The sequence below is a fragment of the Pseudomonas sp. MPC6 genome (assembly GCF_006094435.1).
GTDB lineage: Bacteria > Pseudomonadota > Gammaproteobacteria > Pseudomonadales > Pseudomonadaceae > Aquipseudomonas.
In genome coordinates, this window is sequence record NZ_CP034783.1 from 2,349,234 (window position 1) to 2,369,927 (window position 20,694).

Consider the following 20,694-nt stretch of genomic DNA (forward strand, 5'->3'; position numbering starts at 1 on the left):
CAGGTGCGGCGATTCATGAGAGGTCCGAACGAAGCAGCGGTGACAGTGCCGCAGCCCGAAGAACAGCTGAAACAAACCCGGCTTGAAACCTTCCTTTGCGTCCAGGCTGGCGCGCAACGGGTCACCCTTGAACAGCAGCAGCGCCTGTCTGGCGGCGCTATCCAGGAGAACTGGTTGCTGGACGTGAGCGTGGAGGGCGGCCCGTATGCGGGTCGCCAGCGCTGGGTCCTGCGCAGCGACGCGCAGTCGGCGGTACAGGAGAGCCTTAGCCGCGCGCAGGAATTCGCGGTGCTGAGCTCGGTCCACCGTGCTGGCGTCAAGGTGCCGCAGCCACTCTGGCTGTGCGAAGACGCCTCGGTGCATGGGCGGGCATTTTTCATCATGGCGTGGGTGTCCGGCATCGCCGCCGGTCACCGGCTCACCAGCCAGTTGGGCGCTGAAGGCGATCCACAGTTGGCGGCTGACCTGGGCGCCAACCTGGCGCGCATCCATCGCATCTTGCCTGCCCAGGCCCGACTGGATTTCCTTGGCGACCCGCAACAGGTATCGGTGCAGGCTTCGATTGACTCCCACCGCGTGGTGATCGACCGCCTTGAGGTGTTTCAGCCCGTGCTGGAGTGGGGGCTGCGCTGGTGTGAAGCAAACGCGCCGAAAACTTCTGCCCCGTGTTTGCTCCATGGTGATTTCCGCACCGGCAACTACCTGGCCGAGTCCAGCACGCTGCAAGCGGTCCTGGACTGGGAATTCACCGGTTGGGGCGATCCGCGTGAAGACATCGGCTGGTTCACCGCCCGTTGCTGGCGGTTCTCCCGACCTGATCTGGAGGCCGGCGGCATCGGTACGCTGGAACACTTCATGCGTGGTTACAGCGAGGTTTCCCCGCTCAGTCTCGAGCGCGACGAGTTGGTGTTCTGGCAGGTCATGGCCACGTTGCGTTGGGCGGTCATCGCCCTGCAACAAGCCCAGCGGCACTTGTCCGGTGAGGAGCCCTCGCTGGAACTGGCGCTGACGGGAAGGCTGATCCCCGAACTGGAGTTGGACATATTGCGTTTGACTGGAGGCTTGCGCCGATGAACATCCGTCCCGATGCGAGTGAGCTGCTGGCGATTGCCCGCCAGACCCTGCTCAGCGAGTTACTGCCGCAGCTACCGGACAGCTTGCGCTACAAGGCGCTGATGGTCGCCAATGCCATGGCGATTGCCGGGCGCGAGTGCCGTGACGGCGAGTGTGCGGATGCCGTCGAGGCTCAGCTGCTTGCGGCACTGCTGGACGATAGCGAGGCGTCACTGACGGATGCCCGTCAGGCCCTTTGCCAGGCTATCCGCCAGGGCCGTTTCGATGAGCCCGGGCCTGATCAGGATCGCCTGTTCCCGGCGCTCTCGGCGATCACCCGGGCGCGGCTGTCCATCAGCAATCCGAAGGCGCTCGGCCAATGAATACCCAGCCGGTCTATCGTCGTCGTTGCTACCTGGTACGCCATGGTCATGTGGATTACTTTTCGCCCGCCGGCCAGCCGTTGGATCCGCGCAACGTGCCGCTCTCTGCCCTGGGAGAAGATCAGGTACGCCAGCTGGCGCAGGTGCTGGCGTCAGTCAGTTTCGACCGTGCGCTGTGCTCCGACTACCCGCGAGCCCGGCAGACCGCTGAAGTGTTGCTGGGTGATCAGCCGATTGAGCTCCAGGCATGCGCGCAGCTACGGGAAGTGCGTGCCGGCCGCCTGCGCGAGATTGCGCCTGAACAGGTGCAACGGCAGGTCAGCTACGCCTTTGACAGTTTCGCCGAGCCTGACGGCAGATTTATCGGCGGCGAGCGCTGGAGCGATTTCGACAGCCGCATCATGGCCCGCTTCGAGGAGGTCCTGGCCGAGCCCGACTGGCAGAGCCTGCTGCTGGTCAGTCATGACGCCGTCAATCGCCTGCTGCTGGGCTGGGCCCTGGGTGGCGCGCGCGGTTGCGCCGCGGGCCTGGAGCAGGACAACGCCTGTCTGAACATCATCGATATCGACATGCAGGCCGGCCGCATCCTGCGCCGCTACGTCCGTGTCGTGAACCTGACGCCTTACGACCTCCCCAAGGCAGGCCAGCGCCAAACCGTGATGGAGCGCATCCACGCGCAACTCGCGCCTCTTACCGAGCAACGACCCTAGTCGAATAGCACCAAGGACCCTCATGAACTTCACGATCCCCCAAGAATTGCAGGACCTGCGCGACAAGACTCGCGCGTTTATCGCCGAGCAGGTGATCCCCATGGAAAACGATCCTCGGCTCACGTCTCACGGCCCCAGCGAAGACTTGCGTCAAGAGCTGCTGGCCAAAGCCCGTCAGGCCGGTCTGCTGTGCCCGCATGCCAGTCGCGAAATGGGCGGTGCAGGCTTGAGCCACTTCGCCAAAGCGATCGTCTTCGAGGAGGCCGGCTATTCACCATTAGGCCCCATTGCGCTGAATATCCATGCGCCGGACGAAGGCAACATTCACCTGATGGACGAGGTGGCCACGCCGGCCCAGAAAGATCGCTGGCTGCGGCCTTTGGTCAGTGGGCAGATTCGTTCCTGCTTTGCCATGACCGAGCCTGCGCCTGGCGCCGGCTCCGATCCGTCGATGATGAAGACCGTCGCCGTGCGTGACGGCGACCACTACGTCATCAATGGTCGGAAGTGGCTGATTACCGGGGCCGACGGTGCCGGGTTCGCGATCATCATGGCGCGCATGGAAGACGACTCCGCGACCATGTTCCTGGCTGATATGAACACACCCGGGATCATCCACGAACGGCAACTCAAGACCCTGGACAGCTGCTTTGCAGGCGGCCATTCAATCCTGCGTTTTGAAAATGTGCGGATTGCGGCCACCGATGTGCTGGGCGAAGTCGGCAAGGGCTTCCGCTACGCGCAAGTGCGCCTGGCGCCCGCGCGGCTGACCCACTGCATGCGTTGGCTGGGCGCTGCCCGCCGGGCCCACGATATCGCCTGCGACTACGCGCGAACCCGCGATTCGTTCGGCAAAACCCTGGGTGAACACCAGGGCGTCGGCTTCATGCTGGCGGACAACCAGATGGCGCTGCACAGCACGCGCCTGGCCATTTGGCATTGCGCCTGGGTGCTGGACGAAGGCGGTCGGGGCAATGTCGAGTCGAGTATGACCAAGGTGCTGAGCGCCGAAGCCCTGTGGCATGTGGTCGATCGCTGCGTGCAGATTCTGGGTGGCCGCGGTGTGACGGGGGAAACCGTTGTCGAGCGGATCTTCCGCGACATCCGTCCATTCCGTATCTACGACGGCCCGAGCGAGGTGCATCGCATGAGCCTGGCGAAAAAGATCCTCGACGGCCACAAGGACTTTGCCTGAGCCCTGCCGTTACTCGCTTGCGACGCCAGTCGCGCCGTGACCGGCAGCGAGATAGCGGTGGATGCAGGGCACTTGTGCAGCACGTTATAGATGAATTTTTGATGAGGGCCACGAGCCCTTATCTGATCGGACTGGACGTTTAAACCAACATGAACCCACTGCACAACAAAGTCGCCGTGATTACCGGTGCCGCCAGCGGCTTCGGTCGTGAACTGGCAATTGCCTGTGCCAACGAAGGCATGCGCCTTGCGTTGACCGACATCGATGAGAAAAACCTGCAGGGCACGGCTGACTTGCTGCCATCGGACACGCACGTGCTGACGATGAAATGTGATGTCGCCCAGGCCGAACAGGTCGAGCAGCTGGCGGTGGCGACCTACGCGCGCTTCGGCGCCGCGCACCTGCTGTTCAACAATGCCGGCGTTCTGGTCGGCGGCCCGCTGTGGACCACGACTGCGCAGGACTGGGCGTGGATGATCGGCATCAACGTGATGGGCGTGGCGCATGGTATCCGCAGTTTTGTGCCGCGGATGCTGGCGCAAAAGGATCAATGCCACATCGTCAATACCGCGTCGGTCGCCGGCCTGCTGTCGGTGCCTGGCAACGGGATCTATTGCGCGACCAAGCATGCGGTGGTGACGATGTCTGAATGCCTGCAGCTGGAATTGCAGGAGGAAAACGCCTCGATCGGCGTGTCGGTGCTGTGCCCGGCCTTTGTACCGACGGGCATCGCCGATGCCGGGCGAAACCGTCCGGCCGAATTGGCTGACACCAATCCACTCAAGGAGAAGTACGAAGCACAGGTGCGCAAGGCGACGCAGGCCGGGAGGCTCAGCGCGGCCGACATCGCGCGCATTACGCTTGATGCAGTGAAGCAAAACCGCTTCTACATTCTGCCTCATCAAAAGATCAAGAGCCTGATCGAGATGCGCATGGGCGACATCCTCGACGAGCGCAGTCCGACCCAAACCCCACGCTGAAGCATCGCTTCCCGGGCTGCCGCTTGCGGTGAGGTCCGGGATCGCGAAGTTTACTCGAGCCCAGAGACGCGACGTGGCTTTGACGTGAGCAGCGCGCGATTGGAAACTCATTTTAAAGCCAATAAAAGTAGATGTTTTGTCGAAAAAAATAGCATTTTTCGGCGGTAAATTTCGCGTAAAAATTTATTTGAATCCTCGCTTGGAATAGCTTTTTTCTGCGCTCCTGTTTTTGACCAGGAAACACTTTTTTCATCTAAAAATCGATTTAGATTATGTAAGCCATTGATTAATAAAAATAAAGTATCTCTCTGGCTGGTTTTTAGATGCTTGCAAAATTGTTACCGAGATGTGCGTCAGTGGTGCAATCCTTCAAAAAATGTACCGAAAATACACACTATTTTATTTGTGAAAATTCAATTGACAATTCACGTAATTATTACGATTTTAGATTAAGCATTCGACAAGCCCTGACGGTCGGACTCATCGGTAAAAACGCACTGCGCGACGGATAAAAATCGGTGAAAGGCATGACGATCGTCGTCGAGGAATTGGCATTGGGACGCCGGGCCCGGTTGGAGCAATCAGCCCATAAAATCGTCCATTTATTAAGGATGTACGTCATGTACAGTTGCCCGCGTCAACGTTCTACTAATGCGAACCTCGTTTGCCGGGCTCTGCGCCTGGGCTTGCTCGGCCTGGGGCTTGGCGCGATTGCGCAGCAAGGCTTCGCCGCTGAAGTGAAGATCAAGCGCGACCATTACGGCGTCCCGCATATCTACGCCCAGGATCTACGTGGGCTGTATTACGGTTATGGCTATGCGGTTGCCCAGGACCGTTTGTATCAGATGGAAATGGCCCGTCGCTCCAGCAATGGCACGGTTGCCCAGGTGCTGGGCAAGGGCTATCTGGAGGCCGACAAGGCCACTCGCTCAAATTTCGATCCCGCCAGTATTCGCGCGCAATTGCAGGCCTTGCCTGCCGATGACCGACAGATTTTTGAAGGCTATGCGGCGGGTTTCAATGCCCGCATCAAGGAAGTCCTGGCCGACAAGTCGCGCTTGCTGCCGATAGAGTTTGTCGAGGAAGGTTTCGAACCCGCACCCTGGAGTGCTGAAGATGTCGCCAATATCTGGGTTGGGCTGATCCTTAACCGATTTTTTGCCGGTACCCAGGAAGTCGCCAACCTGCAATTGCTGGAGCGACTCAAAGCATCGCGTGGTGATCTGATTGGGCAACAACTGTATGACCAGATGCGTTGGCTTGAGGACCCGAAAGCACCGACAACTTCGGCAAAGGCCGCCGGACCGCTGCGAAACTACAATGCGGTGCAAAACCTGCGACCCTTGTCGGTCGCCGCGGCACAGGATTGGCGTAGCCTGCAGGTCGCCCGTTTAGGTGAAGCAGCGGCGGATGCCATGCCTACCGCCAGCAACGCCTGGGTCGTTGCCCCGGCGAAAAGCCAGGACGGTCGTACAGTGCTGTTCAACGGTCCACAGCAGGGGTGGTTCAACCCCAGTATCACCTACAGCGTTGGTTTGCACGGGGCCGGTTATGACTTTACCGGCAGTACCCCGGTGGCCCTGCCGGCCATTCTGTTCGGCAGTAACGGCCATATCGCCTGGGGATCGACTGTCGGGTCCCTGGACACCAACGACGTCTATCAAGAGCAACTCAACCCGCAGAATCGTTTTGAGTATCGCCACGACGGCCATTACACGCCGATGCACAAGCGAATCGAGACCATAGCGGTGAAGGGCGAGGCGCCCTACACGCTTGAGGTGTACTCGACCGTCCATGGTTTTGTCAGTACCTGGGACGTACCCAATCAAACGGCTTACAGCCAGAAGCGCAGCTGGGAAGGGCGTGAAATCGAAAGCCTGCTGGGGTGGGCCAACCTGGCCAAGGCCCGCAGCTGGGATGAGTTTCTGCTTCAGGCCGAGCGGGTCAGCGTCTCCATCAACTGGTTCTATGCGGACGCCCAGGGCAATATCGGGCACGTGGCGGTGGGCAAGCAACCACAACGCCCGGACAACCAGCCGGTACAGTTTCCGGCATCGGGTGATGGCAGCATGGAGTGGCAAGGTTTCCTGCCCTTTGACGCCAACCCGCGCAGCTACAATCCGGACCAGGGGTATCTGGTCAGCTGGAACAACCAACCCGCACCGGGCCTACGCGCCGACGGTGCCAACTACTCCCATGTCGATCGGGTCAACGAGTTGATCGAGCCTTTGCAGGCCAAGGCAAAACTCAGCCTGGACGACATCTGGAATGTGGATCGCCGTGGCGCATTTGCTGACCTCAACGCGCGCTATTTTGTGCCTGCGATCGTCGCGGCCACCCGCAGCCTGCCGGGTTCCGATCTAGCGCGCCAAGCCGCCGATATCCTGCAACAGTGGAATCTTCAAGGCCGTGACGATCAGGGCAAGGGCGTCTATGACAGCCCGGCGGTGCCGATCATGCGGGCGTGGTTGCCGGCCATGTACAGTCGGGTATTGCAAGATGATCTGCCGGCAGAGATCTTTCAAACCTATGCCCAGGCCGGTTACCCGGACCAGTACAGCGGTGCCTCGCCACAGCCAGGGAAAGCCTCGAAGTTGTTGTGGAATGCGCTGCAGGGCAAGCAAGCCAGCGTTCCCCAGCGGTATGACCTCTTTAATGGAGAGTCGCCTGATGCGGTGGTCCTGGAAGTCCTGCGCTCCACGATCAAATCCTTGCAAGCCACCCAGGGCATAGACCTGCAAGCCTGGCGCACACCGGTGACCAGCATGCGTTTCGCTGCAGTCAACTCGATTGGTGTGCCTTGGGCTTCGAAAGACCGACAACCCACCCTTGCACCGTTCATGAACCGTGGCAGCGAAACCTTCAGGGTCAGCCTGGGTCGCGACGGGGTGAGCATGTGCTCTGCGGCGCCTCCGGGTCAGAGCGGTTTTGTCGCGGCCAATGGAGAGGCGGACAAGCATGTGGCGGATCAGTTGGCGCTTTATCGTGAGCATGGCTGCAAGCAGGATTGGCTGAGCGAGGAGCAGGTCGAGGCAAATCTTGAGTCGAGCATGACGTTGCATTACTGATGGCTGATTTGGGCTAGGACGAAAAAGCCCGGCGCTTGGCCGGGCTTTAGATTTTCAACTGCTCAAACTTTCCAGGCGCGGTAAATCGCCAAGCAACCCTAAAGGCAGCGCCGCCACTTATCAGCTCTGATTGTTGAATTATTGAGGGCCACCATTTCACGAGGTTCTGCGCCTTGCTCCAATACGGCTCCTGACCCCATTGTTTTGCTAGGCAAAAAATGGGCAAGCCGCAGTCGCGAAAAGCCTTTCGCTCCGCGTCGCCTTTGGTGAATTTGTCTTGCGACACGACAGTCCATCGCCCGTCGGCTTTCAACTCTGAAATCCAATCGATATCGCTGGCGTTTTGCTTGAACTTATCCCGAAGGGCTACCACTTGGTGCCCTTCTGGTTTGCATAGCTCATGAAGGGCTCGTGCTATCGCGGGTGGGAGATTGTTATCAATCAGAAAATTCAAGCAGCAATCCTATGCTCAAAGGTCACTGCCGCATCCACTGCGGCAGCCGGAATTTCAAAAATCATTGAGACGCGTTTTGCATCCTGCCCTTCGGCCAGATATGCATGGTAAATCGCCGCGGTGTCGACGCCAGTGGAAGATAAGACAGGCTTGCCAAAATTGCGATTTGGGTCCAGCACGATTGCCTTGCTTCGCTTGACTGGATACCAGCGCTGCGCCATTCCCTCACCTGTGTAATCGATCCCCTCATAAAGTGAGGGACCGATTACCTGCCTGAAAGCATATTGTCGCTTTGCGAGGTCGAGAATTGCTTCATCGCCAGTTTCGTCAAAGACTGTCGCAAAGATACTCCTGCCATCGGTTTGGAAGCGCTTGCAGGTGAAAGGGTAGCTCTGATCAAAAATCTCTCTGGCCTGCCTGGAGGCCGAGCGGATTGCCTGAAGGCTTACGCCGTGCCTTCGAAAGGCATGCACGAACCTGATCTCCAGGAGATCATGGAAACCCAACAGTTTTTCCTCTGAAAATTCTAGCTCCGGCATCCAAAGCCCGGAATGCTGAATGCCCTCGGATTTGTAGCCAAACATCCATCTACGGATATCTTTCGCCGGTATGCCCGTGTATATGGCTGCCTCTGCCGGCGTATAGATCCCCACCCCAATGAGGCGGCTTGCGGCGTCTACTTTTTTCATGCTCCCTCCTTGGTCCGTGGGCTTGCCAAAAAATCCATTTTGGAGATGAATGAGATTTCGTTCAACAAATCTTAGACGGAGTGTATCTGGAAAGGTTACTTTTCGGCCGACATTTCCACTTCGAGAGCGCCGCCGCGTGCACCTCAAGCAATGTCGTCAGGGGTCCAGGCCGCTCAATCAGGTATGAACCCATGGAAAGAGGCAAAACTCTCAACCGGTTCACGTGATGTTTCAAGGCTGTTTTCCGGTGCATCACGATCCTCGTGGCCGAGCGCGATGCCGCAGACCAGAATGTCATTGTCTGCGAGGGGCAAGTGCGCGCGTATGACCTGGTGATACCACGCGAATGCCGCCTGGGCGCAGGTATGCAAGCCCTGGCCTCTGGCGGCGAGCAGAATGTTCTGGATGAACATGCCTAAATCCATATAGCTCCCCGTGTTGAGTCGGCGGTCAAGGCTGATCAGCAGACCGACCGGGGCATCGAAGAACTGATAGTTGCGCAGCATTTGCCGGTCACGTGCTGCGGGATCATCGCGCTTGATCCCGAGCTTTTCGTACAGGCTGAAACCCACTTCGCGGCGGCGTTGCTGATAGGGTTCAAACCATTCAGTGGGGTAGTACTCATATTCGGCGGCATGCTGCCCGGCTTCGTCGGTTGCTGATGCGATGATGTCGTTGCACAGGTTCTGCTTTGCCTGACCGGTCAATACGTGGACATGCCAAGGCTGTACATTGTTGCCGCTGGGGGCTCGTGAGGCGACCTTCAGGATATGTTCGATCACTGATTTCGGGACGTTCCACGGCATGAAGCTTCGAACGGATTTACGCGAGCGGATCGCAGCATCTATATGCATTTCAGGAGTCTCCTAGGCGGTTTTTCAGCGAAATGTGGGCGAGGATCACTTACCAGAATTTAAAGGTGTAGCCGACGATAATACGGTTCTCATCGATGTCTGTGGTGCGGCTTCCGCGGTAGGCGACGTTGCGCAACCGCAGGTTGATGTTTTTCAGCGGTCCGCTCTGGACCACATAGGCGATATCGACATTGCGTTCCCATTCCTTGGCGTTGGTACCTGCGATTTCAAAGTTGTCGCCTGACACATAGCGCGTCATGAACGTCAGCCCGGGCAATCCGACCGTCGCTAGATCGTAGTCGTAACGCAGCTGCCAGGAGTCTTCCCGGGCACGCAAGAAATGATGGTAGGTGACGGTGTTGAATGCCCATGGGTCGGTGCCGCCGCCGATGAAGGGCATGCCGGTGTCGCCGCTCTGGTTCTGGTAGCTGGCGCCGAGGGCGTGACCTTTATAGGACAGGGTCAACATCGTTCCCAGGTTGCGGTTGTCGACGTTGGTGCGACCCTCATGTTCACTCTGGAAATAACGGACTTCCGACCTCAGGTTCAATCCCTCGGCCAATGGCTGGGTGTGAATGAGATTGCCGTAGTGCTGGCTGTAGTTGTCCTGTAACTCGGCGAAGAAGTAGGTGGTGGTCAGGTTCGGCAGCAGCGCGTAAGTAGCGCCCGCATAGTTGAAACGGTCAGACGCGACGCCCCCGCTGGAACCATCGGCAAACATGCTCATGTCTTCGTAGTTGGTCGAGTTGCGCAGGCGGGTGGCGCGAAACTGGCCGCCGGTCAGGGTGAGCTTGTCGATGTCACTGGAGACGATCTGCGCCCCTTCAAACGTCTGCGGCAGCAAGCGGGTGTCATTGCGAAACGCGATCGGCAGGGTCGGTGCGTGAGTGCCGACAGTCAGCAGGCTCTTGGCCATTTTGACTTTAGCGGTAGGGCCGATAAAACCAAAGCTGTCCGGGACCTCGCCATCTCTCTGCACGGGCAGGGCGCCCGCACCGGTCGTGCCGCGACCGGCATCCAGTTTTACCCCAAGCAGCCCGAGCGCATCCACACCAAAGCCCAGCGAACCCTCGGTGAAGCCCGAGTTGTAGCGCAACATGAAGCCTTGGCCCCATTCTTCAGCCTTGTGATGGGCCGTGTTGGGGTTGTCCCGAAAATCACGGTTGATATAGAAGTTACGGGCTTCAAGCGTCAGGTGGCTATCGTCGTTGAACTCGGCTATGGCCTGTTGAGCGACGATGCTGGTACTGATTGCGAGTGTGATGGACCAGGTTCTTGAGGGGTTATACATGGTTCGACCTCTTGTTTTTATTGTGGTGAACGGCCAGCTATTGGGTTCAAGCGGCGATCTTTTTTTCGGGACGAGTCATCCCGTAAAACGAACCTTGAAATTCGCTTTTTGTTGTCGCTGATCAGTCGCTGAAGGTTATTCAGTTGAGCTCGGCGTAGCCCCTGATTCGGATGTTTCCTTTTTCATTGGTGAGTACAAGTTCACGTAACCGGGTGCCTGTTTGATACAGCCGAGGCTGATCGCCCAGCGCGATGGGCGACAGGAATCGCACGCCAAAACGCCGCAGGCGGGCGGCACTCAATAGTGCGCCGAGCATTCCCATACCCAGCATCCCCTGGGCGAAAACATCTGCATGCCCGGCTCGGCAAGCTATGGCTGGCTCCAGATGCACGGGGTTCGGATCTCCCGAGGCGAGGGCGAAGGTGTTGATTTGCTTCAACCGGCACCACGCCCGTGGGCATGGAGAAAAACCAATCTGCGTCGCGACGCATGGCAGGAAGAGCGGCCTGTCCGGTATGGGCCTAGTCCTCGAGCCTTGCCTGCTGCTCCTCGCCGAATGAAATCCTGGCCAGGTCGTCTTTGAACTTGTTCAGGTAGTGCAGGAAATTGACGGTGTCGTCGAAGCTGAAGCCCTGCAAACCTTGCTGATAAAACTGATAAATCCGATCTTGCAGCGCGTTCCAGTATTCCCGACCCTGTTCGGTCAGCCGGACCAGGCGAGCGCGCCCGTCATCCGGATGAGGCACGCGCAGCACGTGGTTATCCCGCTCCATGCGCTTGAGCACGCCATCCAGGCTTTGCCGGCTGACGAACAGGTACTCCGTCAACTGGTTGAAGGAGATACCCTCCTCGAAACCGGCTCGGGACAGGGCGCCCAGTACCGCCCATTGCACGGTGCTGATGCCCATCTCGTTCTGCACTTGGCGCTGCAATACGTTGCCGGTTTGAAACAGCCGGAAAAATAAAGTGTTCGGTATGCTGCGGTTTTCGTTAGCGTCCATTACATGTCCTCGCTGCCCGGTGGGCGTCGGTAGGCCGATAAGGTCACCTGCCTGCCGGTGCAGACAAGGTGTTATTTGGGGATGTACTCGCGAGCGATGATATTTTTCATGATTTGCGCAGTACCGTCACCGATCTGCAGGCCAAGTACATCACGAAGACGCTGGGCAAATGGCAGATCTTCACCCCAACCGGTGTGGCCATGGGCGAGCAGGCACTGCTTGACCACGTCAAACGCCAACTTGGGTCCCCACCACTTGTTCATCGCCGCTTCGGCGTTGTGCGGTTGTCCAGTATCTTTGAGCCATAGCGCGTAGTAACACTGCAGACGCGCAGCTTGCACGTAGGTCTGGAATTCCGCCAGAGGGTGAGTCAAACCCTGGAATGCCGCCAGTTGCTGCCCGAATGCCTCGCGCTCGGTCAGCCATTTCCAGGTCTCATCCAGCGATTGCTGGGCTATCGCCAGGCACTGCAGGCCAATCAACGCGCGGCTGTAATCGAAGCCCTGCATCACTTGCTTGAAGCCTTTGCCTTCATCGCCCAGGCGATGGCTGGCATGCACCTCGACGTTGTCGAAGAAGATCGAACCACGTCCGATGGCGCGCTGGCCGGCGTCTTCAAAGCGGGTGGTGCTGATGCCGGGCAACGTCATCGGAACCAGGAAGGCACTGATACCGTTGGCGCGGGATTCCTGGGTGCCGGTGCGGGCAAAGACCACCGCAACGTCGGCCTGATCGGCCATCGAGATGGAGGTCTTCTCGCCATTGAGCACATAGGTGTCGCCCTTGCGCTCGGCCTTCATCCGCAGGCTCGCGGCGTCTGAGCCGCCACTGGGTTCGGTCAGGGCGATGCAGACGATTTTCTGCCCGCCAGTAATTGCGCCCAGCCATTCTTTGGCTAGCTCAGGCGAGGCGTGTTGGGCGATGATCTGGCCGTTCAGCGAAGCCAGCAGTGGTATGTAACCCACGTTGAAATCACCGCGCGAGATCTCCTCGATGATGATGCCGGCGGTCACGCAGTCCAGGCCGCTGCCACCGAATTCTTCCGGCAGTTCGCCGCCGAGCAGACCCATTTCACCCATCTGCCGGATCACCGTGCGTTCAATCTGGCCGCTGATGTCGCGCTTGCGGTAACCGGGCGCAAGTACTTCGGCGCTAAAGCGGGCAACGCTTTCACGAATAGCGTTTTGTTGTTCGTCGAATGCGAAGTTCATGATGCTCTCCAAGCCAGGGCCGGGGGACCGGCAGCGGATAAACTGCCGGTAATAGGGTCACTTGTAGAATTTGCGGAACTCGGGCTTACGTTTTTCCTTGAACGCGGCGACGCCTTCCTTGGACTCTTCGGTGTCGTAATACAGGCTCAGGGCCTGCATGCCGAGGGCACCGATGCCGGCGATATTGGCGCTGTCGGCGTTGAATGAGCGCTTGGCGATGGAGAGGGCGGTCGGACTCTTCTCGAGAATCTCGTCACACCATTTCTGCACTTCGGCATCCAGCTCTTCATGTGGCACGACCGCGTTGACCAGGCCCCAGTCGTAAGCTTGCTGGGCGCTGTATTTGCGGCACAGGTACCAAATCTCGCGGGCGCGTTTTTCGCCGATGATGCGCCCCAGATAGGCCGTGCCGAAGCCCGGATCTACCGAGCCGACTTTCGGGCCGACCTGGCCGAACACGGCTTTTTCGGACGCGATGGTCAGGTCGCAGACGACGTGCAGGACGTGACCGCCGCCGATGGCAAAGCCGTTGACGCGTGCGATTACCGGCTTGGGCACTTCACGGATCAGGCCCTGCAACTCTTCTACCGGCAGGCCGATCAGGCCGCGGCCATCGTACTGGCCTTCATGGGCCCCCTGGTCGCCGCCGGTGCAGAACGCTTTGTCGCCGGCACCGGTGAACACGATGACGCCCACTTCCTTGTTCCAGCCAGCACGGTTGAAGGCGTGGATCAGCTCCATGCAGGTCTGGCCGCGGAACGCGTTGTAGCGATCAGGACGGTTGATGGTGATGGTCGCAACACCTTCGACTTCGGTGTACAGAATGTCTTCGTAATGCATGGGAGTTCTCCTGGTTAACCGGCCATGGTCAGGCCGCCGGACACGGAAATAACCTGTCCGGTGATGAAATTGGCGTCGTCGCTGGCCAGCAGGGCGATGATCCCCGGGTAGTCTTCCGGTTGACCGAGGCGGCGCATCGGCACGGCGTTCTTGAAGGCTTCCATCAGCTTTTCCGGGTTGCTCGAGGTCGCCGCTACGCTTTTGAGCAGGGCGGTATCGGTCGGGCCGGGGCAGACCACATTGAAGTTGATGTTTTTGGTCGCCAGTTCCCGCGCCAGGGCTTTCGACAGACCGACCAGTCCCGCCTTGCAGGCGGCGTAAACGGCTTCGCCGGAGGAACCGACACGGGCCGCATCGGAAGCCACATTGATGACCTTGCCACCCCCCGCTTCAAGCATCTTCGGCAGGACCACGTGGTGCATGTTCAGCGCCCCGGTCAGGTTGATCGAGATCAACTGTTGCCACATGGCCGGCTCGGTTTTGAGGAACGGCATGAAGCGGTCGAAGCCTGCGTTGTTAACCAGTACGGTCGGTACACCGAGGTCTTTTTCAATGGCCGCGACGGTGTCGACAATGGCGGCGTAATCGGTGATGTCGGCGGCGTAAGCCTTGGCCTTGGCCTTGCTGTCCGCTTCGTTGATCAGGTCGACGGTGGTTTGTGCGGCACTGGCATCGCGATCAAGTACGGCGACCAGGCAGCCTTCGGCAGCGAAGCGCAGGCTCACGGCCCGACCAATGCCGCCACCGCCGCCGGTGATGATTACGGTTCTTCCAATAAGACCTTTCATGCAGCAGTCCTCATCTTGTTTTGATTGATTTGCGGGCATTGCCAATCATTGGCGCGTGGCTGAACCCAGCCGGATATCCATGGCCAGTTCGCGCAATTTGAATTTCTGGATTTTTCCCGATGGGGTGCGCGGCAAGGCCGGCAGCACTTCCAGGTATTCGGGCAGGTAGTTCTTGGTCAGGCGCTGTTGCAGGAGGAAGCTCACCACTTCTTCCAGCGTCAGGCTGGAGTGGCCGTTGTGCAGCGTCACATAAGCGCACAGGCGCTCTCCCAGGCGTGGGTCCGGGCAACCAACCAGCGCCACGGCACAAATGGCCGGGTGCTTGTAGAGCAGGTTTTCGATCTCCACCACGGGAATGTTTTCGCCGCCGCGAATAACCACATCTTTGGTGCGACCCGTGATGCGGATGTAACCCTGTTCGTCCATGCGCGCCAGGTCGCCGGTAGCGAACCAGCCATGGTCGTCCACGCCGTAAAGTTCGGGGCGCTTGAGATAGCCGACGAACAGACTGCCGCCGCGTACCAACAAGTTGCCTTCCGTGTCGCGGGAGACTTCCCGACCATCCTCATCGACGATGTTCACCTCCATGAACGGCAGGGGCAGGCCATCGGTATGAATGGCGCACTGGGCATCGTCGTGTGGGCGGGTCATGGTCACCGCGCCACTCTCGGTCATTCCCCAGGCGGAAATCACCTTGGCGTTGACCGCCGTACCGGCCTTTTCCACCAGGGCGCTGGGGATAGGGGCGCCCGCGGCAACAAAGGTCTGCAGCGATGACAGCGCTTCGCGGTGATCGGGGGCCATATCGATCAGATCGGTCAGGAAAGGTGTCGACGCCATGGTGAAGGTCGGCCGTTCGGCTTCAATGACTTTTACCGCGAAGCGTGGATCCCAGATGTCCTGCAGCACCGCGGTGCTTTTCAGGTAAATCGGCATCATCAGCCCGTAGAGGAAGCCGGTCTGGTGCGCGATGGGCGAGGCCATGAAGACGATATCTGCAGACCCCAGCTGCAAGCGTTCGGCATAGGGGCGTACGTTGCTGAACAGGGTGTTGGAGGTGTGCAATACGCCCTTGGGCTCGCCGGTCGTGCCCGAGGTGTAAAGCAGCTGCACGACATCGTCACCGCCCAGGCGGCGTTCGGCAAACAACGCCGCCGTGTCTGTTTCTTCCTCCCAGGCGCGTTGCAGCAAGACCTGCTCGAAACCGTCAGCGCGGTGGTCGCCACCTATCACCAGTACATGCTCGAGCGCGGGCAACTCGCCGCGCATTCCTTGCACCATGGCGGCGTGATCGAACCCTCGGAAGTGATGCGGGATCACCAGCACCCGGCTCTGTGCGTGGCCGAGCATGAAGGCAAGCTCGCGCTCACGAAAAATCGGCATCAGAGGATTGAGAATCGCGCCGATACGTACGCAGGCCAGGTGCAGCGCGGTGATCTGCCACCCGTTTGGCAGCTGGCAAGACACCACGTCTGCCTTGGCGACACCCAATGCCGCCAGCCCCGCCGCCATGCGAGTCACCAGGCTATCCAATTCGCGGTAGCTGAAAGCCTGCCGTTCATCCTCGTTCACCCGGTAGGCAATCACCGCCACCGAATCTGGCGCGGTCAGCACCGCCTGATCCAGATAGTCTGTAATGATATTGTCATTCCATGCACCTGACTCAATCATGGCGGAACGTCGTTCTGGCTGCATGTTTGTCTTGGTAGTCATTGTTAGCACCAGTGGATAGGCGATTTGTTATTGTTTTTCTGCGAGAGCTTGCGCTTTCCGATGGAGGTGAAGATACGCGCTCTATTTTTAATATGTCAATATGTTGTCTTTATTTTTTGATGTCGATAGACTCGGCTGCAAGCGTCCGAAGCCGTGCAGCGGATCTTCGGGTCATGCGGCTTGCCGCAGTCAGGAACGAGTGGTGAATGTCATGCCCTACGACAATATTTTGGTGGAGCGTCATGAGAGCGTCGGTCTGATCCGGCTCAATCGACCCGCGATGCACAATGCGTTGAGCGACGCGCTGATGAGTGAGTTGGGCGAGGCATTGCGTGCCTTCGAACGGGATGACGGCATCCGCGCCATGGTGATTACCGGTAACGACAAGGCCTTCGCCGCCGGTGCCGATATCGTCGAGTTGCAGTTCAAGGGGTTCGCTGACGTCTATCTGGAAAATTTTGTGACGGCGAACTGGGAGGAGGTGACCCGCTGCCGCAAGCCGGTGATCGCTGCGGTCGGCGGGCTGGCTTTGGGCGGCGGGTGCGAGCTGGCGATGATGTGCGACCTGATCATCGCGGCCGACAGTGCGCGTTTTGGTCAACCGGAAGTGAAGGTCGGCACGCTGCCGGGTGCCGGCGGTACCCAGCGCCTGGCCCGCGCGGTAGGCAAGGCCAAGACCATGGACCTGTGCCTGACCGGGCGCACGATGGATGCGGCCGAAGCGGAGCGCAGCGGGTTGGTCAGCCGCGTCGTGCCGGCGGCGAGCCTTTTGGACGAAGCACTGCAGATCGCCCGGCAGATCGCCGAATTTTCGGCGATGGCCGTCAGGCTCAATAAAGAAGCGGTCGATCGTGCCTTTGAAACCACCCTGGCCGAGGGCGTGCATTTTGAGCGGCGCCTGCTGCACGCCTGCTTTGCCAGCGAAGATCAGAAGGAAGGCATGCAGGCGTTCGTGCAAAAGCGAAAACCACTGTGGAAACACCGTTGAACGGATTTTTTGCCCGGTCAAAACAACAATAAAAGCAGGCGAAACGCTTGCAGGAGTTACCCGATGTCATCTCCCGTGCAGTGGTCCCGCGAAGGGGCGATAGCTGTTGTGTGCATCAATAATCCGCCGGTCAATGCCCTTGGCCACAGCGTGCGCGCAGGCTTGCTGGCAGCGTTCAACGCCGTCGAGCGGGATCCCGGGATCAAGCTGGTGCTGCTGTATTGCCTAGGCAGAACCTTTATAGCCGGTGCCGACATCCGCGAGTTTGGCAAACCCCCGCAAGCGCCGATCCTGCCGGACGTCACCTTGTCTCTGGAAAACTTCACCAAGCCGTCACTGGCCGTGCTGCATGGCTCGGTGTTGGGCGGCGGTCTCGAGGTGGCGCTGGCCTGTCATTACCGCATCATCGAGGCCAACGCCAAAGTCGGACTGCCAGAGGTCAAGCTGGGGCTGTTGCCGGGTGCCGGCGGGACCCAGCGGTTGCCACGCCTGGCCGGTGTCGCCAAGGCACTGGAGATGATCGTGGGTGGAGAGCCGATCAGCGCGGCCGAGGCCAAGCGTCACGCCATTGTCGATGAGGTGTATGAGGGTGAGCCGTTGGCCGCTGGCCTGGCGTACGCCCGGCAGTTGTTGGCGCAAGGCGTGCAGCCACGCCGCAGTGGCCATGCCTCGATACCTGCGGGTGTCAGCGGCACTGCCGAGTTGCTCATGGCCAAGCGCGATGAGGTGCAACGCAGCCAGCCAGAGTCGTTCTCGCCGGTACGTTGTATTGCCGCCATCGAAGCGGCGACCTCACTGTCCTTGAGCGATGGCCTGCAGCGCGAGCGCGCGCTGTTCCTTGAGTGCATGGCATCACCCCAACGTACGGCGTTGATCCAGGCATTTTTCGCGCAGCGTCAAGCGGCTAAAGCGGTGGGTCCCGATGCATCGGTTCCCCCCTGCACACCACCGGCGCCACTGCTGGAACGCCGGGTCGCCGAAGGCAAGACAGTTGCCGAGCTGGATCAGCAAGGCTGAACAGGTCGCTTGCGGCCAGCCAGCCTGACGCTGGCCCCACCCCCATCGAGGACTTTGCATGGACATCAACTACACCCCCGCCGAACTTGAGTTTCGCGATGAGGTACGCGCCTTCCTCAGCGCTGCCGTACCTGACGACATTGCTGCAAAAGTTCGCCTCGGCAAGCATCTCGACAAGGAAGACCACCTGCGTTGGCAAGGGGTGCTGGCCAGGCGCGGCTGGTACGCCGCCAACTGGCCGGTAGAGCAGGGTGGTACTGGCTGGAGCGTGGTACAGCGCCACATCTTCGAAGAGGAGTGCGCCGCGTTCGGTGCGCCGCGGTTGATCTCGTTCGGGGTCAACATGGTCGCCCCGGTGATCATGAAGTTCGGCAGTGAGGCGCAAAAGGCCTACTACCTGCCGCGCATCCTGTCCGGGGAAGACTGGTGGTGCCAGGGCTACTCCGAGCCGGGAGCCGGTTCCGACCTTGCCAGCCTGAAAACCCGCGCGGTGCTGGACGGCGACCACTACGTGGTCAATGGCCAGAAAACCTGGACCACCCTCGGTCAGCACGCCAACCTGATTTTCTGCCTGGTGCGCACTGACCCACAAGCCCAGCAGCAGCGCGGCATTTCCTTTCTGTTGATCGATATGGCGACGCCAGGCGTCACGGTGCGGCCCATCATCACCCTGGAGGGCGAGCACGAAGTCAATGAAGTGTTTTTCGACAACGTGCGTGTGCCCGTCGCCAATCGGGTGGGTGAAGAAAACAAGGGCTGGACATGCGCCAAGTTCCTGTTGACCCATGAGCGCACCGGTCAGGCGGGCATTGCCCAGTCCAAGGCAGCGCTGGCGCAACTCAAATCGGTCGCATCTCAGGAATTGCGTAACGGCCTGCCGCTGCTGGATGACCCGCTGTTTCGGGTACAAGTTGCCGAAGTGGAAATGCAATTGATGGCCATCGAGATGAGCACGCTGCGCATCCTCGCGGCCGTGCAGGGCGGTGGTGTGCCTGGGGCGCAAAGTTCGATGCTGAAGATCAAGGGGTCCGAGATTCGCCAGGCGATCAGCCACCTGATGCGCAAAGTGTTGGGCGTGCATGCCTTGCCTTTCGCCGAGGAAGAGCTGGACTACGCCTTTGCCGGTGAGCTGTTGCACACCGACTACAGTGCCGCGCCAGCCGGCCAGTATTTCAACCTGCGCAAGCTGTCCATCTACGGCGGCTCCAACGAAATCCAGAAGAACATCATTGCCAAGATGATTCTTGAGCTCTAAGGAGGCACCCCCATGGACTTCAATCTCAGCGAAGAGCAGCAGATGCTGCAAGACACCGTCGCCCGTTTGACGCGCGACCGTTACAGCTTTGAACAGCGTGAGCAGTTTTACCGCAGCGAGACGGGATTTAGCCGTGAGTTCTGGAACCAGCTCGGTGAGTTGGGCCTGAGCGCCGTACCCCTTGCCGAGGAATACGGTGGCTTCGGCGGCAGTGGCGTCGACACCCTGCTGGTGATGACTGAACTGGGCCGCAACCTGTGCCTGGAACCTTATCTTCAGTCGCAAATACACGGCGCCGGACTGCTGCAGCAACTGGGCAGCGCGGACCAGCGTGGCCAATGGTTGCCGCAAGTGGCGACCGGTGAGCTGCAGCTCGCGGTGGCACTGGAAGAACGCCAGAGCCACTATCACCTGCACGATGTGCAGAGCCGCGCCGAAGCCGTCGAGGGCGGATGGCGCCTGACCGGGCATAAATGCGCGGTGGTCGGCGGCCACAGCGCCGGTCTCATTCTGGTCTCGGCGCGCACCGCTGGCGGCGCTCTCGACGAGTCCGGCATCAGCCTGTTTCTGCTGGACCCGCAGGCAGCGGGTGTGCGCCGCCGTGAATACCCGTGCATCGATGGCCCCCGCGCGTGCGACCTGTATTTGGATGGCGTCGTGCTCCAGCACAATCACCTGCTGGGTCCTGCCGGCCAAGCGCTTGCGGCATTGCGTTACCAGCAAGGGCGGGCGGTGGCGGCGCAATGCGCGGAGGCGATCGGCAATATGCAGGAAGCCTTCAGTCTGACGCTGGACTATCTGAAAACCCGTCAGCAGTTCAGCGCGCCGATCGGCAAGTTGCAGGTGTTGCAACACCGCATGGCGGACATGCGTGGCGAGCTGGAATTGGCGATTTCCATGGCCACGCTGGCCGCCTGTATCGCTGACGACCCCGACAGTGACGAACGCAGTCGCGGTCTGGCCGCCGCCAAGTTCATCGTCACTCGCGCCGCCCGGTTCATTGCCGAGCAAGCGATTCAATTGCACGGCGGCATCGGCATGACCTGGGAATACAACCTTGCCCACCATGCCAAGCGTCTGGTCATGCTCAGCCACCAGTTGGGCGACGACGACCATCATTTGCAGGCCTATGCCGATTTGATGCGCAACGCCTGAACACCCTTTACGGCCGGACACTGCGCTGGCGGTCTACTACAGGAACAGA

Annotated in this window: 19 protein-coding genes and 1 pseudogene; 10 read left to right on the forward strand and 10 right to left on the reverse strand. The window is 59.7% G+C overall.

The window, feature by feature from the left end:
• Positions 1 to 15: 15 nt before the first annotated feature.
• From ELQ88_RS13100 to ELQ88_RS13130, 6 genes are all read left to right on the forward strand, one after another.
• Positions 16 to 1,074, forward strand: coding sequence for a phosphotransferase family protein (locus ELQ88_RS13100; RefSeq protein ID WP_138965503.1), 1,059 nt, complete (start codon positions 16 to 18; stop codon positions 1,072 to 1,074).
• Positions 1,071 to 1,436: a DUF6285 domain-containing protein gene (locus tag ELQ88_RS13105; RefSeq protein WP_138965505.1), complete on the forward strand. Its 366-nt coding sequence runs from the start codon at positions 1,071 to 1,073 to the stop codon at positions 1,434 to 1,436. The genes ELQ88_RS13100 and ELQ88_RS13105 overlap by 4 nt, the downstream gene beginning before the upstream one ends.
• Entirely contained in the window at positions 1,433 to 2,146 is a 714-nt protein-coding gene (locus ELQ88_RS13110) for a histidine phosphatase family protein (RefSeq protein WP_128874249.1), read from the forward strand. Before ELQ88_RS13105 ends, ELQ88_RS13110 begins: the two co-directional genes overlap by 4 nt.
• A 22-nt stretch (positions 2,147 to 2,168) precedes the next feature.
• Positions 2,169 to 3,341: an acyl-CoA dehydrogenase family protein gene (locus tag ELQ88_RS13115; RefSeq protein ID WP_138965507.1), complete on the forward strand. Its 1,173-nt coding sequence runs from the start codon at positions 2,169 to 2,171 to the stop codon at positions 3,339 to 3,341.
• Positions 3,342 to 3,490: 149 nt separating this feature from the next.
• On the forward strand, positions 3,491 to 4,321 hold the full coding sequence (locus ELQ88_RS13125) for an SDR family NAD(P)-dependent oxidoreductase (protein ID WP_138965509.1): 831 nt from the start codon (positions 3,491 to 3,493) through the stop codon (positions 4,319 to 4,321).
• Between the two features lie 620 nt (positions 4,322 to 4,941).
• Positions 4,942 to 7,389 carry a penicillin acylase family protein gene (locus ELQ88_RS13130; RefSeq protein ID WP_161599959.1) on the forward strand — a complete coding sequence of 816 codons (2,448 nt, stop codon included), beginning with the start codon at positions 4,942 to 4,944 and terminating at the stop codon, positions 7,387 to 7,389.
• A 46-nt stretch (positions 7,390 to 7,435) separates the two neighbouring features.
• On the opposite strand, the gene ELQ88_RS13135 is transcribed toward ELQ88_RS13130, so the two are convergent.
• From ELQ88_RS13135 to ELQ88_RS13180, 10 genes are all read right to left on the reverse strand, one after another.
• Entirely contained in the window at positions 7,436 to 7,843 is a 408-nt protein-coding gene (locus tag ELQ88_RS13135) for a hypothetical protein (RefSeq protein ID WP_138965513.1), read from the reverse strand.
• On the reverse strand, positions 7,840 to 8,427 hold the full coding sequence (locus ELQ88_RS13140; RefSeq protein WP_178084754.1) for a DUF433 domain-containing protein: 588 nt from the start codon (positions 8,425 to 8,427) through the stop codon (positions 7,840 to 7,842). The genes ELQ88_RS13135 and ELQ88_RS13140 overlap by 4 nt, the downstream gene beginning before the upstream one ends.
• Before the next feature lie 278 nt (positions 8,428 to 8,705).
• Complete coding sequence (locus ELQ88_RS13145; protein WP_138965517.1) at positions 8,706 to 9,386, reverse strand: nitroreductase; 681 nt, start codon at positions 9,384 to 9,386, stop codon at positions 8,706 to 8,708.
• A gap of 49 nt (positions 9,387 to 9,435) precedes the next feature.
• Positions 9,436 to 10,677 (reverse strand): OprD family porin, encoded by a 1,242-nt coding sequence (locus tag ELQ88_RS13150; protein WP_138965519.1) that lies wholly within the window; start codon positions 10,675 to 10,677, stop codon positions 9,436 to 9,438.
• Positions 10,678 to 10,816: 139 nt separating this feature from the next.
• Positions 10,817 to 11,116 carry a MaoC/PaaZ C-terminal domain-containing protein gene (locus tag ELQ88_RS13155; protein ID WP_218190538.1) on the reverse strand — a complete coding sequence of 100 codons (300 nt, stop codon included), beginning with the start codon at positions 11,114 to 11,116 and terminating at the stop codon, positions 10,817 to 10,819.
• Between the two features lie 82 nt (positions 11,117 to 11,198).
• Positions 11,199 to 11,678: a MarR family transcriptional regulator gene (locus tag ELQ88_RS13160; RefSeq protein ID WP_138965521.1), complete on the reverse strand. Its 480-nt coding sequence runs from the start codon at positions 11,676 to 11,678 to the stop codon at positions 11,199 to 11,201.
• Between the two features lie 71 nt (positions 11,679 to 11,749).
• A complete protein-coding gene (gene aliB / locus ELQ88_RS13165; RefSeq protein ID WP_128874273.1) occupies positions 11,750 to 12,889 on the reverse strand; it encodes a cyclohexanecarboxyl-CoA dehydrogenase in 1,140 nt (379 codons plus the stop codon).
• 57 nt (positions 12,890 to 12,946) lie between these two features.
• Entirely contained in the window at positions 12,947 to 13,729 is a 783-nt protein-coding gene (gene badI, locus ELQ88_RS13170; RefSeq protein ID WP_128874274.1) for a 2-ketocyclohexanecarboxyl-CoA hydrolase, read from the reverse strand.
• Positions 13,730 to 13,743: 14 nt separating this feature from the next.
• Positions 13,744 to 14,517, reverse strand: a complete 774-nt coding sequence (locus tag ELQ88_RS13175) for an SDR family oxidoreductase (RefSeq protein WP_128874275.1) — start codon at positions 14,515 to 14,517, stop codon at positions 13,744 to 13,746.
• Between the two features lie 45 nt (positions 14,518 to 14,562).
• Positions 14,563 to 16,230, reverse strand: coding sequence for an AMP-binding protein (locus tag ELQ88_RS13180; RefSeq protein ID WP_138965524.1), 1,668 nt, complete (start codon positions 16,228 to 16,230; stop codon positions 14,563 to 14,565).
• A gap of 211 nt (positions 16,231 to 16,441) precedes the next feature.
• Between ELQ88_RS13180 and ELQ88_RS13185 the strand changes: the two genes are divergently transcribed.
• The 4 genes and pseudogenes from ELQ88_RS13185 (at position 16,442) to ELQ88_RS13200 (ending at position 20,645) form a co-directional block, all read left to right on the forward strand.
• The gene (locus ELQ88_RS13185) at positions 16,442 to 17,218 is read left to right on the forward strand and encodes an enoyl-CoA hydratase (protein WP_138965526.1); all 777 of its coding nucleotides are present in this window, start codon (positions 16,442 to 16,444) and stop codon (positions 17,216 to 17,218) included.
• Positions 17,219 to 17,281: 63 nt separating this feature from the next.
• Positions 17,282 to 18,127, forward strand: a pseudogene (locus ELQ88_RS13190) (enoyl-CoA hydratase-related protein); the annotation flags it as partial.
• Positions 18,128 to 18,293: 166 nt separating this feature from the next.
• Positions 18,294 to 19,490 (forward strand): acyl-CoA dehydrogenase family protein, encoded by a 1,197-nt coding sequence (locus ELQ88_RS13195; protein WP_138965530.1) that lies wholly within the window; start codon positions 18,294 to 18,296, stop codon positions 19,488 to 19,490.
• 12 nt (positions 19,491 to 19,502) lie between these two features.
• Positions 19,503 to 20,645 (forward strand): acyl-CoA dehydrogenase family protein, encoded by a 1,143-nt coding sequence (locus tag ELQ88_RS13200; RefSeq protein ID WP_138965532.1) that lies wholly within the window; start codon positions 19,503 to 19,505, stop codon positions 20,643 to 20,645.
• Positions 20,646 to 20,694: the final 49 nt, after the last annotated feature.

What these genes read in the sequence shown, in the direction of transcription:
- ELQ88_RS13100 (WP_138965503.1), top strand. Translation starts at nt 16, where the DNA reads ATGAGAGGTCCGAACGAAGCAGCGGTGACAGTGCCGCAGCCCGAAGAA.
- ELQ88_RS13105 (WP_138965505.1), top strand. Translation starts at nt 1,071, where the DNA reads ATGAACATCCGTCCCGATGCGAGTGAGCTGCTGGCGATTGCCCGCCAG.
- ELQ88_RS13110 (WP_128874249.1), top strand. Translation starts at nt 1,433, where the DNA reads ATGAATACCCAGCCGGTCTATCGTCGTCGTTGCTACCTGGTACGCCAT.
- ELQ88_RS13115 (WP_138965507.1), top strand. Translation starts at nt 2,169, where the DNA reads ATGAACTTCACGATCCCCCAAGAATTGCAGGACCTGCGCGACAAGACT.
- ELQ88_RS13125 (WP_138965509.1), top strand. Translation starts at nt 3,491, where the DNA reads ATGAACCCACTGCACAACAAAGTCGCCGTGATTACCGGTGCCGCCAGC.
- ELQ88_RS13130 (WP_161599959.1), top strand. Translation starts at nt 4,942, where the DNA reads ATGTACAGTTGCCCGCGTCAACGTTCTACTAATGCGAACCTCGTTTGC.
- ELQ88_RS13140 (WP_178084754.1), bottom strand. Translation starts at nt 8,427, where the DNA reads ATGTTTGGCTACAAATCCGAGGGCATTCAGCATTCCGGGCTTTGGATG.
- ELQ88_RS13145 (WP_138965517.1), bottom strand. Translation starts at nt 9,386, where the DNA reads ATGCATATAGATGCTGCGATCCGCTCGCGTAAATCCGTTCGAAGCTTC.
- ELQ88_RS13150 (WP_138965519.1), bottom strand. Translation starts at nt 10,677, where the DNA reads ATGTATAACCCCTCAAGAACCTGGTCCATCACACTCGCAATCAGTACC.
- ELQ88_RS13160 (WP_138965521.1), bottom strand. Translation starts at nt 11,678, where the DNA reads ATGGACGCTAACGAAAACCGCAGCATACCGAACACTTTATTTTTCCGG.
- aliB (WP_128874273.1), bottom strand. Translation starts at nt 12,889, where the DNA reads ATGAACTTCGCATTCGACGAACAACAAAACGCTATTCGTGAAAGCGTT.
- badI (WP_128874274.1), bottom strand. Translation starts at nt 13,729, where the DNA reads ATGCATTACGAAGACATTCTGTACACCGAAGTCGAAGGTGTTGCGACC.
- ELQ88_RS13175 (WP_128874275.1), bottom strand. Translation starts at nt 14,517, where the DNA reads ATGAAAGGTCTTATTGGAAGAACCGTAATCATCACCGGCGGCGGTGGC.
- ELQ88_RS13180 (WP_138965524.1), bottom strand. Translation starts at nt 16,230, where the DNA reads ATGACTACCAAGACAAACATGCAGCCAGAACGACGTTCCGCCATGATT.
- ELQ88_RS13185 (WP_138965526.1), top strand. Translation starts at nt 16,442, where the DNA reads ATGCCCTACGACAATATTTTGGTGGAGCGTCATGAGAGCGTCGGTCTG.
- ELQ88_RS13195 (WP_138965530.1), top strand. Translation starts at nt 18,294, where the DNA reads ATGGACATCAACTACACCCCCGCCGAACTTGAGTTTCGCGATGAGGTA.
- ELQ88_RS13200 (WP_138965532.1), top strand. Translation starts at nt 19,503, where the DNA reads ATGGACTTCAATCTCAGCGAAGAGCAGCAGATGCTGCAAGACACCGTC.